Source organism: Spirochaetota bacterium (assembly GCA_038043445.1).
Taxonomy (GTDB): domain Bacteria; phylum Spirochaetota; class Brachyspiria; order Brachyspirales; family JACRPF01; genus JBBTBY01.
In genome coordinates this window covers 1-14,693 of sequence record JBBTBY010000092.1, presented here as the reverse complement: position 1 = coordinate 14,693, position 14,693 = coordinate 1, and the positions used below count along the sequence as shown (strand labels likewise).

The window sequence follows — 14,693 nt, the reverse complement described above, 5'->3', positions numbered from 1 at the left end:
ACCGGCAAGGAGCAGTGCAATGACATACCTATCGAGACCGATGCACCGCATTGGCGCTGCATTGTCACTGGCCGTCATGTCGATGTTTCTCATTGCCGGAAATGATCCGGTCCTTCTTAAGGACGACCTGCAAAAGTACGCGGACGATAGCGATGGTGCTCCGGAATGGCGGACGGCGAAAGGAACATGGAGCGTCGGGAGCGGAGCATGTACGTCAGTCAAGGGACTCGATGCCCTTCTCTGGCGCGAACTTCCCGGTTCCGGCGGATATTCATTCTCGGCAAAGGTAAAAGCGGTCGAAGGAAAAATGTCCGGAAGCGGTGTGGCCGCCGGCATGCTCGACGGGAGGAACGGCTACGTGTTTTTCATCAGCGCAAAGCAGACGGCGCTGCAGAAAATGGAGAACGGCGTGCGCTCGGATATCGTTGCGCGCTTGAGCGAAACGCATGCAATGGATACTTCATATGAACTTACGATAACGATCAGGAGCGGCATTGCATCCGCATTCGTCGACGGTGTTAAAAAATTCGAGGTGAAGGACGCCTCGTTCACCGGGCGCGGAGCAGGCGTCTGGTCATATGAACCGGGCGTTCGTTTCAGCGATATTTCGGCGATAAATGTTTCTGCTGGAGATAGGACCATGGACAGTGTACAGAAAAGTGCAGGTATAACCGTTCACAACAAAGGCATCGGCGGGAACAATACAAAGCAGGGGCTATCCCGCATGGAGAGCGATGTGCTTGCGCTCGATCCGACCCATGTCGTTCTGTATTTCGGCATGAATGACAGCGTGAACTCGGGCAATGCAGTAGCGCCGCAAACGTATCGTGAAAATCTGACGACGATGATCGCTCGTGTGCGGGAGAAAGGCGCGCTTCCCGTGCTCGTCACCATCACGCCGGTCATCGAGGCATATCTGCTCTCCCGTCATAAGAAAGAATTCTTTGCCGATGGGTCGCCGAACGCGAAGATAGACGCATACAACAACATCGTGCGCGAAGTGGCGGCTGAACAAAAAGCGGCGCTTGTCGATCTGAACGCGGTCTTTCGTTCGCGCGGCGAACCGAAAGAGGACAAAACATCGCTTCTCCGCAACAAGGCGAACTCGGCGGCCGACGGTGTGCACTATATGCCGGAGGGGTATGCGCTCTTTGCGGCGGAAGTCGCTAGGGCGATCGGTACAATAAAAAAAGGCGATATCATCGTCTGCTTCGGCGACAGTCTCACCTTCGGCGCCGGCATGAAAGGCGAAGGCACGATAACCGGTGATGCGTATCCGGCGTATCTATCGCGCCTGGTGAACGCTGAGGTAAGCACATCGCGTGCCGAACTTGCGAACGAGCATATCCGCATCGCGCTCCTGCCGCCAGCCGAGGGGGGCAGCATTGCGAGCATTCGCAGCGCGAACGGCGTCGAATTCATCAATGCGAAGGTGCCGCCGCTCTGGGAGATCGAACTCCGCAGCATACATTCACGCCCTGCCGCATCGACGGTGGCCCTCTCGCTCGACCCCGAGCAGGATGACCGCGTGGCATCAAAGGATGATGCGGGCGGCGATACCCTCACCATGCGGGCTGGCGCGCTCAAGGCGGACTGTTCAAGCGAGACATCGAAAGGTTCGATAACGTATCATTGGAATAATATGGCTGTCGGCGCTGAAAGCGGCGTTCTCGATGTGTGGGTATCGATATCGCTCGCTCCGGGCGATGCATTCCTCAGGAGCACAGCGGGCATCATCAATCGCAGCAAGAACTATACCGTGTTCTATCTGACAGCGCCCATCGTCGGGGGGGTATATCCATCCGATAAGGATACCTCGCGCGACAGACTTGCAACACCGGCTTCCGACGGGCGTCTCATCCATGATCCGATACACAACGGCGTGCTCGGTCAGAAGCGGCGATTTCAGCCCAACCGCTCCGGCCACAGCATGCAGTTCGATGCGTACTATCACAACGGCGAGGGGCTGTATCTCGGCTGCTTCGACGGAGCGGAGAACGCGAAACGCTATGTGCTCGCCGCGGACGAGGGCGGGATCTCATGGGCCGTCGTTCATGTGCCGAATAACATGAAGAAGGTCCCCCAGGAGTGGTCGACTCCATACGAAACCGTTATCCGATGTTTTTCAGGGGATTGGTACGATGCGGCGCGCATCTATCGTACATGGGCGCTTACGCAGACATGGACTGCCGAAGGACCGCTCGCAACACGGACGATACCGAAGTGGTTCAAGGATATCGACGAATGGCTGCTCTGGGGCGTGAACAAGGATCAATCGCAGATATACGGCGATAAAATGAAAGCGCTCGTCAGCGGCATGAACACGGGGCTTATCACCTACAATTGGTCGAGGACGCATGAGCTTGAAAAAGAGACGCCGGATGTTTTCCCCATCGATGCGGCGACCGAAACGTACATGGCGAAAGCGAAAGCAGCGCACTATCCGCTCATGGGATATCTGCAGGGCATTTGCTGGGACACGAATGCAGCGAGCTTTCAGGAAGACAACGGCATGGACCATACCGTGCGTAATCTGTACGATCAGCGTGTTGTCTGGCCACTCGGGAAATTGACGCCAGCGATAGCATATCCGGGAGAGACGTGGACAAAACGCCTCAAGGCTGCGGTGGAAAAAATGGCGGCGGCCGGTTTCAAGTCGATATATCTTGATTCCGGGAATCACGGCGGCACGTATCTTAACTTCAATCCGCTTGAGAGCACCGACAGCGGCGGCGGTACCGGCTACATTCACGGACAGCGAAAGCTCATACGCGAGCTCAAGAACGCGGCGCGGAGTATAGATCCGGATGTATGCTTTACCGCGGAAAGTTTTTGGGAAGGGAATATGGCGGAGCTTGATGCCTACATGTCATGCAATACGACGTTCCAGTATCTTCACAAGGACCATGCGTTCCCCATTCCGCTCGCGCATGCCGTGTATCATGACCGCACAATATTGTATTCCGCGTGGGTGAACAGGCAGGACGTTGAGCAAAAGGACGCGATGGGCTATGTCGCAAAGTTCGGTCAGATATTCGTCTGGGGCGTAAAGGCCGGCTGGAACATCCCAAACCTGTTCCTCACCTATAAAAACAGCGATATCGCGTATGAATCCTCACGGCGCAGATATGAGGCATACGCAGCATCGAAGCAATTCCTTCTCTACGGCGATATGCTTCGTGAACCGGCGCTGGGGGGAACTCCCGCCGTCGATGTGAAATGGTATCGCGGGTGGAGCGATCAGTGCTATGATATCGAAATGCCCGCCGTGCTTGCTTCGGCATGGCGTTCGCCCGAGGGCGAGCTCGGCATCGCATTGTACAACATAAGCCCCGCGGCGCAGAACGTCTCATTCACGCTCAGTGAAAGTGATCACGGCATTGTAAAAGGAAAGAATTATTCGCTTTCCGGCGGATGCATGAAATACGGTTCTGCGGGCGCAACATCATCGAAGGACGGCATCGTCGTTACCTGCAGGATCGATGCGCGCTCTCCGTTCACGGCGTCCGTACGATGAGCCCAATGATGTGCCGTATTTACTTCAAGGACAATGCGATGTACATTGCATCAACAATAAAATCCGGCAAAGGAATTCGTATGCTACAACGGATAATGATGCTTATTCTGATGTGTCTCCCGCTGGCAGCGGAGTCGCGCCTGGTAAAAGAGAATTTCAACGGCGGAAAGATCGAGACGGCCGGGGCGCTCCTTCGCGGCGAAGGGCTCGCGGACGACGACCGCGGCGGGAAATGCATGAGCGGCGGCATGCTCGCCTATTTTCCGATGTCGAAATACTGGAACCCGAAACAGGGCACCGTCGAGTTCAGGATAAAGCTGCTTGCCCCGTCAACCGATCCCGCCGTAGACAATTGGGCGATGTTCCGCGCAACTGCCCCGATCGCCGGGATAAGCGAAAAAGATTCGTTCGCGCATTCGTTCAGTGTCATCAACGGGTGGGGCGCGGGTCTTTTTCTGCTTGTGAGCGATAAAGCGGGCGTTCGACAGATGATAAAGTACACAAAAATAACAGCATGGCAGACGAATGAGTGGCATCATATCGCGTTCACGTGGAAGATAGATAATCCGGGAAGATCGTCCATCGCGTTCTATGTGGATGGCTCGCCTGCGGGCATCGTAAAGGACGTTGCCATTGAGCAGGATGATGATGCATGGAAAGCGGTCATGGCGGTCGAGCCGACGGATATACAAGCGCATGACAGGTACAGTGTCCGCGTCGGAAGCGTGTACACAAAAAAACATGCCGGATGCATCGATGATGTCAAGATATACGATTTCCCCCGTTCCTATGCGCAGCAGAAATAGATCAGCGAAAGGCGGAATGACCATGAGGAACATTATCCGGGCAGCGTTCATCGTCATCGCCGGCGTGCTTTCGCTCGGTGCCGAAAATCTCATCATTGAGAATTCATCGTTCGAGGTCGGGCGTGCGGGATACGACGCGAACCCCGGCGTATTTATCCGTAACTGGGACCGTTTTGTCATGCCGGCGGTGACCGGAGAAACGGCGGCGCACGGCGCAAAGTCGCTTAAGATCATGAATCCGTCCGGCATGGATGCAGTACAGGTGTTCTTTCCGGCGCTCTCGTTCAAGGAAAAAACGCACATAGTCATTTCATTCTACGCGAAAGCAAGTGTCGCGAACACTCCGGTACTTGTGGCGTTGAAGTCCGGGTGGAAGAATGTTTTTCAAAAAACGATGTTGGTTCCCACGCAATGGACAAGGATGGTCGCTGAATTCGATGTCGCCGCTGATGTTGTGAAGGAAACGCAGGGCGGCACGCATGGCATGTATGCACTCGGATTCGACCTGTTTTCCTCGTCCAAACCGGTGTTCGAGACGGTGTGGCTCGACGGCATCCAGATCGAAAAGAACGTGCTCGCCGAATATGCACCGGCAGTACGGATCGATGCCTCCATAGATATGTCCGACTTCGCCAGCCGGCAGACACTCATCTATACCGTCGGTGAAATACCGCAGGCGGATATTTCCGCTGCGGTGTACGGGGGCGGCAGTACGGCCGATGCCGTGATAACCGTGACCGATATGCTGAACGGCACTGTCGTGTCGCGCATGCGTGCGGCAATGCAGCTCGATGCGAAGGGACTCGGCAGCGCGCGCATAGACCTTCCTGCCGTTGAACGAAGACAATACCGTATTGAAGCTGTCGTTACCGCGGGGACGGAAAAAGCAAAAGCGCAGCGTATGTACGGCGGTATAAAGGACCTGAGTACCGGTCTCACATCGAAGCGTTTCGGCGGAAGCATTGAAACAATGGAAGTTGCACGGTCATGGTACATGGCACCGGCCGATCCCAGCTATCGGATGGCGGCATGGCGGGTGCATCCGGACGTGTATGCCAAACTCGCGAAAAGCATCGGCTGGCAATGGATACATTTCTACGGTCAGGTGGAAATGAAAATGATCAATGATGTCAAGGGCGTATATCAGTGGGATGATGCGGACTTTTGCGTCGACCTCTACCGCAGGTACGGCTTCGAACTCATGGCCCTCCCCACGGGGCAGGGCGATTATCACCAGTGGTATTTTGGACCGCAATGGACGCTTACCGGACCGAAAAGTCTCGGCGGCACGAGCGGGGGTAAAGACAAGCCGCGCATGGACCCCGATGCATTCGGGAAATTCTGCTACGATGCCGCACTGCGGTACAAAGGGAAGATAGATCACTGGGAATGCTGGAATGAGCCCGGTGTGAAGATGCGCGAAGCCGAATATCTGACGCTTCTGAAAGCGTGCTACACAAACATTAAAAAAGCGAACCCCTCCGCGACCGTGCTGGGACTGACCGGCACGTGGGATATCGGCGGGGATCTGTACGGCTGGGTTAAGAACTGCCTGAAGATCGGCGCGGGCGATTTCATGGACGCGATCGCAGTGCACGGCTATCACACGAAAGACCGCGACTATGTCGGACAGGTGCAGGCGATGGCGAAAAAAATATCCGGCAAGGACTTCCGGATATGGGATTCGGAATCCGGCAAGACCATGTTCGATGATTACGGCTATCCGAACTATTTCAGACCGGAATCCGGGTCCCGCAGTGATCATCCGTTCGACCACAGCATCATATTCATGTCAAAGCATTTTGCGAATGAACTGGCCAACGGCATAGAACGGCAGAGCTGGTTCAATCTGGACGCCTACGGTATCTGGCTGGGTTCGCCGCAATTCGGGCTCATCAATTTCGACGGCTCGCCGAACGCCGCTATGATGGGCCAGAATTTCATGATAGAGATCTACGATACCGCAAAAATATTCCGTGAAGTACCGGTGGAAGGGAATACCGTCGCCTATGTGTTCGATCGGCCGAAGGGACCGTTCGCCGTATACTGGAACGATGCATTGGATACCGAGGGTACGCTTCCACTCACGGGAATACGCGTTGCCGACATGATGGGCGGTGAAATTGATGTGCAGACGGCCGCGGGAGGGACGACCATAAAGATCGACAGGAGACCGCGATACATCTTTGCAAAAGGCGTCAGTGCAGAGGCATGTGCGCTCGCCGTTTCAAAAATGACCGTGAAAGGCCTCAGCCCGATCAAAATTGAGCGGACGATACTGTCGTTGTCAGGGCCGACACCGGTGCTCCTCGCTTCGGTAAAAAACGCCGGGCAGCAGCATCAGCTATGCGTTGCATCCGTACAGCGCAAGCCTTCGTGGATACCATCCTGGCCAGCGGAAGAAGAATTCACGATACCGTCATTCGGCAGCAAGGATATTGCGTTCACGTTTCCCGTCAGCATTCCCGACGATGATAACGGAATGATACTATCCGTTGAAACGCTGAAAGACACGCTGTTCGTCACTGTCCCCCTTGCGATGATCGGTGCGGATCGAACGGCGGAACCGATCACGGTCGACGGACAGGCGAATGAACCCGTGTGGCAGCGGCGGTATACTGTCGGAACATTGGCGGCAATGAGCGCTGCCTATGATGACAAGGCCGTCTATTTCCTCTTTACCGTAAAAGACAATGAGATCGTGAATTTCCGCGAGTTCACCGGCACAAAACCGCTTGAAAGCTGGCAGACGGATGCGGTCGAGCTTTTTTTCGATCTTGACCGCGAAGGGGATATTACAAAACCGATTTTTGACCGCGATGATCTGCAGCTTGTCTGTACCGTGAAAGGGACCTCGTCAAAAGGCGAGGTCCTCAAAGGACCGCTGTCATTCGCCGGGAATAAAGCATTTCCCGCTGAACACGTTGCCATGAAAACAACGCGTTCAGCTGACGGCTATATCATGGAGATAGGTATTCCGTGGGATGCGTTCGCCGCGATGGGTGTCGAGCGGAAAAGCAGCATCGGGTTTTCGGCGGCGATACGGGATATGGATAAGAATTTTCAAGAACGGGGCCGGGCGTTCTGGAGCGGGAATGATAATAATTATAAAGACACATCGCGGTTCGGACTTTTGATCTTCCTTCCCTGACGGCGTCCGCTCAATCATGGATCGTCATACGCAATCTACGGTGCGTCGGAGAACCCATAGTATAGCAGGCGTTCGAATGGCGGGAGAACGGACGGATCGGCAAAATCCCGGTATCTGGCAGACAGCACGGCAGCCATGGCTAACAGCTGTCTGGCCCGCGCTGCATCGAACATGCCCCCGCGATGATGTTCTGCGTCGAAGGCCGCAAGCGATCGTGCGAATTCCGCATGCGTTTTTCTGCCGGCGGCGTAGGGAATGGTGAAATCGAGCGCGTCAAAGATAGTCTGCCCGTTCGCCGCTTTCATGTCCCCCCAATCGAGACGATGACGGCGGGCGATCAGCACCGCGGTGAGCAATCCCGCTGCACTTGCGCAATGATACTCCATCGCATCCCGCTGAACGAAGTCGATGGTCGCACCCCTCGGTACCACTTCATCCGCCCGCCTCCGCACATGCAGATCGGACAGTGCCTCCGGGAACAATTCCCGGACGGTGCCGCCGGGCAGGATGTTGTGATCGATGAGCCTTCTATATGTGTTCTCGCAATAGCGCTTCATCACCGCATCATCAAGACAGAACGCGATCGCGGCGGATAGGGCCAGATGCCGGCTGTCGAAATTCCCGTTCGGGATAAAACCTTTTTTCGCAGCAATGAATGCTTTACCCGTTTCGAACAAGAGACGCAGGAATTCCTCAATGACAGCTTTGTTCTCCGTATCGATGCTGTGCCGGACCAGATCATACCCGCCGGCGTATTTGAGAAAATATTCCTCATCGATCGGATTGCCGGTGGGCAGATACGTCCGCGCCCAGGCAAGCAGGTATCGCTCCGCGTGTTCCCGCGAAGAGTTGTCGCGGTTCAATTGATGATCCAGCCCGAACGCATTGATGGCGAGCATGTCGTCGTTGACTATGCGGGCGTCCTCTGACCCCAGATGCCCTTCTATCCTGAGCATCGTTTGAGCCGCCGGTTTTTTGTTTTTCGAATCGTTCGCAAGCCGGAACACCGCAGTAAAAAAATCGCCTGCTGCCGTATCCTTCATCCTGCGGCACTGAAGATTTGAGATAATACCCGGCGAGAAGAACATATATCCCGCGGCGAGGTCCGGCGGCGCCGACAATGCCGGCACAATGCCGCATGCAATGACAACAATGATCGCGACATTACGCATACTGATGCATTCTCCCTGCCGCCGTCAATGCATGCGCTGCATCGTTGTATTCGACATTCCCAGAAGGAAATGCGCTGAACAGCCGCCGGTGAATGACAGCTGATCGCGCGTGAGGAATTTATCGACGGTAACCGTAAGCTTTACCTGCGGCGTGATTCGCACCAATGGATGCGGCGCGAACGGGACACGCACGCTGAGCGAAAGATCAGTGGGGATGATATCCTGCAATGCGTACAGCGGGTTCACGAAAATGGTGCTGAAAAAGTTATATGACATCTGCTTTTGGAAACCGACCGCATGCCCATAATCAAAAATCACCTCTACCGGCTGGGCAAATATGATGAACGTCTCCCTGAGATCGATGACCCAGTATGCGCCGGTCTGATTCGGCGTAAGATCGTGATACACTTCAAGCGATGGGTGCGTGAAGATCGCAGGACAGCCGATGCGCCAGAATATCTCGAATGTCATTGCGCCGTAGCGCGAGACTTCCCATGCGGTGTTCTGATAGAGCGTTGCTCCGAGGACGACATTGAGATAGCGATCGAAGAATGTCCAGTCGGTGTGAAGCCGCCAGGCGATCTGATCGTAGAGCGATGTGTAATACGGGTCGCCGCGGTCCCAGAGCGCCCAGGATCCGGTCGCCGATGCATAGATGTTCAGCGGCAAAAACCCGGCTGCGAGATAGGCGATAAGCGCCGGCTCACCGTTCCCGTACATCTCGATGCCGCGCCACATATGCCGGGCCTCGACCGCAACAGCCGCCTCGGTGTACAGCCATTCGACGCACGTGTCCGTTGCGGAAGCATTCGTTCCTGCCGAGCCGTACATGGCGACTGCAGTAAAAGCGAACAGTGCTGCGATGAGCGCTCTCATGCTAGTAGTACATCCCCGGGTATGTGTACCCGTTCGATGTCGCCAGTACCGGCCCCATGTGTATCACTTCCAACTGGTCGATCGGAAGCATTGACAGGTCTATGGTATTGAACTCTTTATTGTAGCTTGGCACGTCCACATATGGATTGGAAGAATAACTTTGCGGGCTTACGCAGTAAATGCTGAATCCGCCGGAATCGCAGACATAACCGCCGTAGGTCTGCAATGCTGCCATTATCGCGCGCTGATACATATCCGTATTGGAGAGGGACGTAATGACAAATGCCGGTTTGAGGCGTATGAGCGCACCCATCGGTATTGCGCCGGTTTCATCGCTTCGCCCATCCGAATATGTGGCAGGCGCGACGGGGCCTCCCTTTTTTGTGTTCGCCCAGGATATGACGAGCGCATGCCGAATGTTCGTTGCGAACAGTTCCTGCGGCCAGATGAGCCCTGCGAGGAGCGAAAACCCTGAGGCTCGTGCACTTATGAACGGATTGACCCCGTTCCCGGCAAGACTGAATATCGCAGCATTCCCTGCCACCCAGCGTCCGTTGAGAATTCGCATCTGCCAGAACTCATACGAATACCCTCCCGCGGCATCGATAATGGCAACATGACTGTCGGATTCATTGTGCGGGAGCATGTATGCCGGTATCGGGACATTGCGTATGCCGGTGTTCGGCGGATAGACGGCATTGACCGGCACATTATATCGCGCTGTCGATGCATCGGCATAGCATACGGCGGTATGCGGATTGGCGGTCGGCGTTCCCTGCGGTCGGTTCCTCACCATATCCGCGATCATGACAGCGGAATTGGCATCGATGTTCGTTACTGCAGGGATCGGCTGATACCAGAAAATAGAATTCGTCGGGGTGAAAAAGAACATCGGCACCGCAGAGGAACTGAAGGGCACGGTCGGCGGCTGAAACACGCTGCACGAAACGGCAGCTATCAGTACTGATAGTGCGAGTACGAGTCGATAGAACATGACAGCATCCTTTTATTTGTGGCATATGTAACCATCGCTCAGTGTAATAGTGAAATACACTGCGGTCAAAATAGTATCGTTGTCAAATAAGTACTGGATTATTGGCGCGTTGAGCAGTATAGTATGCGTACCGAGCCGCCGCTTACGGCGGCAAGTACAGGAAATCGAATGCCGAAAGAGAAAGAGGCCAGCCGTAAACGCTACCGCGCGTTCATCAAGGAGAAGGGTCTGTTCGGGGACAAGGACGGTCCCGAAGACGAGAAAAAAGACGCCCCTCCTGCGGACAAGGGAAAACCGGATGCCGCGGCGTCGGACGATAAACCCCAGGATAAGCCGAAAAAGCCGATAAAGACAACGCTTCTGCGATACTTCGCGGAACTGAAAATGCGCCGTTCGCGTATCGTGTTCATACTCGTGATGATACTCGTGAATACGCTCCTGCAGGCGGTCATGCCGTGGTCGGGCAAATTCATCATCGACAATATACTCTCGCTGCGCGATCTCAGCGTGCTCGTGGCGTTCTGCGCCGTGCTCCTGTGCATCGGCGTTTCCAACGTAGCGCTCAACTTCATGCAGGACTACATCATCAATACCTTTCTCGGCACTATCGTGACGAATATAAAAAGAAAAATGATGCAGCACCTGCAGGTCATGCCGCTGGAAAAGGTGCAGGAGCTTAAGGTCGGCGGCATCATCTCGCGTCTGCAGAACGATGCGGAGCGCATGTCGGCGCTCCTGCAGATGGGCCTCTTCAGCCCCTTTCGCGCGATTCTCATGCTCACGGTCGGATTAGGATCGCTCTTCTTCCTCAACTGGCGGCTTACCCTCGTCTGCCTCGTCTTCGCCGCTGTCGTCGTCGTCGCCGCCTATTTCATCTTCAATACCATGCGCCGCTTCCATAAGAAGCTTCGCGAGGAGGTGTCCGCGCTCACTGCGCGCCTCTCGGAGACATTCTCCGGGATACAGGTGGTGCGCGCGTTCCGCCGCGAGCGGTCGGAGTCGTTCAATTTTGTCGTCGATAATCAGTTCATCTACCGGAAATATCTGCACGGCAACAGCATCAGCATGGTCGTTCACCGCGTTATCTGGGTCATATACTGGTGCATGCTCGTGGCGGTCTATCTCTACGGCGGCTACCATGTCATCACCAACCGCATGTCGATAGGCGGGCTCGTCGTGTTCATATCGTTCATCGACTGGCTGTTCCAGCCTATTTTCATGATCATGTCATCGTTCGCCGAGATGCAGGTCTCGCTCGCCTGTGTCGAGCATGTGTTCGAGCTCCTTGATGAACCGCTCACCATAACCGATGCGGCGAATGCGAAGAGCGTCCGCACGATAGCGAAGGCCATCGTGTTCGAGAAGGTCGAGTTCGCCTACCCCAACGGGACGAAGGCGATAACCGATCTCGATCTCACCATCCCCCGCGGGCGCATCACCGCGCTCGTGGGTCCGAGCGGCGCGGGAAAAAGCACGATCACCAATCTTGTGATGCGCTTCTACGACGTCACCGGCGGACGGATACTCATCGACGGTGAGGATATTCGCAACTGCACGCTCGGTGCCTACCGCGGGCTTTCAAGCCTTGTGCTGCAGGACACCTTCCTGTTCGACGGCACGGTGATCGACAATATCGCATATGGAAAACCCGATGCGACGCTCGCAGAGGTCATCGCCGCGGCGAAGACGGCGCATTGCCACGAGTTCGTCGATACGCTCGAGAAGAAATACGAGACTGTCATCGGCGAACGCGGCGTGAAGCTTTCCGGCGGGCAGCGTCAGCGGCTTGCGCTCGCGCGCGCGATACTCACCGACCCTGAGCTTCTCATCCTCGATGAGGCGACGAGCAATCTGGACTCGGAAAGCGAGGAGCTTATCCAGGACGCGATGAAGAAGATATTCGCCGGGCGTACGATCATCGTCATCGCCCATCGCCTGTCAACGATCATGGACGCCGACAATATCGTGGTGCTTGAAAAAGGGAAAAAGGTCGAGGAGGGGACGCATCGCGGACTGCTTAAGCGCAAAGGCCGTTATCATAAGCTGTACATGACACAGATGAAAAAATCGGTGCCGACGGTGCTGCGCTGGGAAGACACCGACAAGAAAGCCGAACCGAAGGAGGCGTAATGAAGCTCATTCGCATAGCGACAGTGTTCCTGAGCGTGCTCGGGGGCCTCATGCTGGTGCTCCTCATCGCCGCGCTCACGGTGCGCATCGATTTTTCCACCGCTGCATCGGGACGCATGGAACAGCGGCAGATGATAAAAGTACGTTTCCCCGTCGCCGGCACCGTATCGTTCATCGCAACGAACCGGGTGATGAACGCCGGGGATACCGTCATCGCCCTCGATTCGGAACATGAGAAGAAACGGCTCGAACACTCGATCCGGGCAAAAGCGCTCATCGAATCCGAGATCCGCAAGGAAGCGACGCCGTACGGGACGCCGCAGCGGCTGTATACGCTTCGCCGGGATTTCGAATCGACCATGCAGGACATCCTTGCCCTCGAAGGGACGATAACGCAAAAGACGTTCACCGCGCCGTTCGCCGGGAAGGTGATCGGCACCTACGTGCGGCCCTTCGACAGTGTCGAGGCGAACAGCGTTGTCATGCTCTTCGCCGACAATGCACGATACATCTTCAGAGCGCGCATCACCCAGAGTTCGCGGCCGGACATCGCCATCGGCTCTCGGGCGTTCATTCGTCTCGATAATTTCTCATACCAGACACATGGAAAGATACCGGCGTTGGTCGAGGACATCTCATCGGTGATCGATACGAATGGCGAGATATCGTATACGGTGAACCTCACGATCGTCTCGAATTCGCTGCCTGTCGTGGAAGGATATACCGGGACAGCGGACATCGTCATCTATCACGGGACCGCCGCGGGGTACCTGTTTCATTCAGCGATCAAGTGATCGGTCCTCGCTCGAGCTCTGTACTCAGTATCTTCGGGGAGTGATGTCGCCCGCTTCGTGTGCGCTGCCGGCCATCTCCGCCTTCTTCTCAAGATAGTACGTATAGTCACCGTCATAGCGCCGCATCGCGCCGTGGTCTATCTCAAATACCGTGTCGACGATATGTCTGAGAAAATATCGGTCGTGGCTTACGATCATCACTGTGCCGTCGAATTCCTTGAGCGCGTTGAGTAGTATCTCGCGGCTTTCGATGTCCAGATGATTCGTCGGTTCGTCGAGTATGAGGAAATTGAGCGGTTCGGCAAGGAGGAGCGCAAGCATCACGCGTGTCTTCTCGCCGCCGGAGAGCACCGATATCTTCTTTTCGACATCGTCGCCCGAGAAAAGGAAGGCGCCGAGGAGATTCTTGATATAGCCCACGGTCTGTGTGTTCAGATGCGATGACACCTCTTCGATGACAGTGCGGTTGGGATCGAGTATGTCAGACGAATACTGGCTGAAATACCCGAGCTTCACGCTTGCCCCGAGCGTGCACATGCCCGCGGTCGGCTCCGTCTGCTCTGCGATGACCTTAAGGAGCGTCGATTTCCCCGCGCCGTTCACGCCGGTTACGGCTATCTTGTTCAAACGCTTCACCTGCGCGGTGATACCGCTGAACACAGGCCGTACCTTTCCATCGGGGAGCGGCCATGATTTCGCGAGACCATCCATCGACACGACGATATCACCGCTTCTCTGCGAGGGTGCGAATTCGAAATGGATGCGCTTTTGCCCGGGGGGTATTTCGATGCGCTCTATTTTTTCGATCATTTTTACGCGCGACTGCACCTGCGCGGCATGCGATGCACGCGCGGCGAACTTCGCGATGAACTCTTCCTCTTTGGCGAGCATGTCCTGCTGACGTTTATACGCGGACATGAGCTGCGTGCGGCGCACTTCGCGCTCACGCATGTAGAAGTCATAATCGCCGCCGTATGTCGTTATTGTTTTTGCCGCGACCTCTATCGTGCGTGTGCACAGGCGATTCATGAATTCGCGGTCATGGCATGTCATGAAGAGCGCGCCCTTGAAATTACGAAGCCAGTCCTCGAGCCAGAGTATCGATTCGATATCGAGGTGATTGGTCGGCTCGTCCATGAGAAGCACGTCCGGCGCAAGGAGGAGTATGCGGGCAAGCGCGATGCGCATTTTCCAGCCGCCGCTGAACGATTCCACCGGCTCTCCGGAGCGGTCATCCCCGATGCCGAGCCCGG

At 55.6% G+C, this 14,693-nt stretch carries 9 protein-coding genes; 5 read left to right on the top strand and 4 right to left on the bottom strand.

Annotated features, from left to right (window positions below; genetic code table 11):
* Positions 1 to 19: 19 nt before the first annotated feature.
* The 3 genes from AABZ39_13490 (at position 20) to AABZ39_13480 (ending at position 7,474) form a co-directional block, all read left to right on the top strand.
* Positions 20 to 3,517 carry a DUF6259 domain-containing protein gene (locus AABZ39_13490; protein ID MEK6795789.1) on the top strand — a complete coding sequence of 1,166 codons (3,498 nt, stop codon included), beginning with the start codon at positions 20 to 22 and terminating at the stop codon, positions 3,515 to 3,517.
* A gap of 80 nt (positions 3,518 to 3,597) precedes the next feature.
* Entirely contained in the window at positions 3,598 to 4,323 is a 726-nt protein-coding gene (locus AABZ39_13485; GenBank protein MEK6795788.1) for a LamG-like jellyroll fold domain-containing protein, read from the top strand.
* Positions 4,324 to 4,345: 22 nt separating this feature from the next.
* Complete coding sequence (locus AABZ39_13480) at positions 4,346 to 7,474, top strand: sugar-binding protein (protein MEK6795787.1); 3,129 nt, start codon at positions 4,346 to 4,348, stop codon at positions 7,472 to 7,474.
* 35 nt (positions 7,475 to 7,509) lie between these two features.
* Here the strand turns inward: AABZ39_13480 and AABZ39_13475 are convergent, their stop codons facing one another.
* From AABZ39_13475 to AABZ39_13465, 3 genes are read right to left on the bottom strand one after another with little or no spacing between them, the layout of a single operon-like run.
* The gene (locus AABZ39_13475; GenBank protein MEK6795786.1) at positions 7,510 to 8,646 is read right to left on the bottom strand and encodes an alginate lyase family protein; all 1,137 of its coding nucleotides are present in this window, start codon (positions 8,644 to 8,646) and stop codon (positions 7,510 to 7,512) included.
* Between the two features lie 24 nt (positions 8,647 to 8,670).
* Positions 8,671 to 9,522: a hypothetical protein gene (locus AABZ39_13470; protein MEK6795785.1), complete on the bottom strand. Its 852-nt coding sequence runs from the start codon at positions 9,520 to 9,522 to the stop codon at positions 8,671 to 8,673.
* 1 nt (position 9,523) lies between these two features.
* Positions 9,524 to 10,516, bottom strand: coding sequence for a hypothetical protein (locus AABZ39_13465; protein ID MEK6795784.1), 993 nt, complete (start codon positions 10,514 to 10,516; stop codon positions 9,524 to 9,526).
* A 123-nt stretch (positions 10,517 to 10,639) separates the two neighbouring features.
* On the opposite strand from AABZ39_13465, the gene AABZ39_13460 reads away from it, so the two are divergent.
* The gene (locus tag AABZ39_13460; GenBank protein ID MEK6795783.1) at positions 10,640 to 12,646 is read left to right on the top strand and encodes an ABC transporter ATP-binding protein; all 2,007 of its coding nucleotides are present in this window, start codon (positions 10,640 to 10,642) and stop codon (positions 12,644 to 12,646) included.
* Positions 12,646 to 13,440, top strand: a complete 795-nt coding sequence (locus tag AABZ39_13455) for an HlyD family efflux transporter periplasmic adaptor subunit (protein MEK6795782.1) — start codon at positions 12,646 to 12,648, stop codon at positions 13,438 to 13,440. The genes AABZ39_13460 and AABZ39_13455 overlap by 1 nt, the downstream gene beginning before the upstream one ends.
* A 24-nt stretch (positions 13,441 to 13,464) precedes the next feature.
* Here AABZ39_13455 and AABZ39_13450 read toward each other — a convergent pair.
* The coding region (locus tag AABZ39_13450; protein ID MEK6795781.1) for an ABC-F family ATP-binding cassette domain-containing protein at positions 13,465 to 14,693 on the bottom strand (1,229 nt) is incomplete at its 5' end.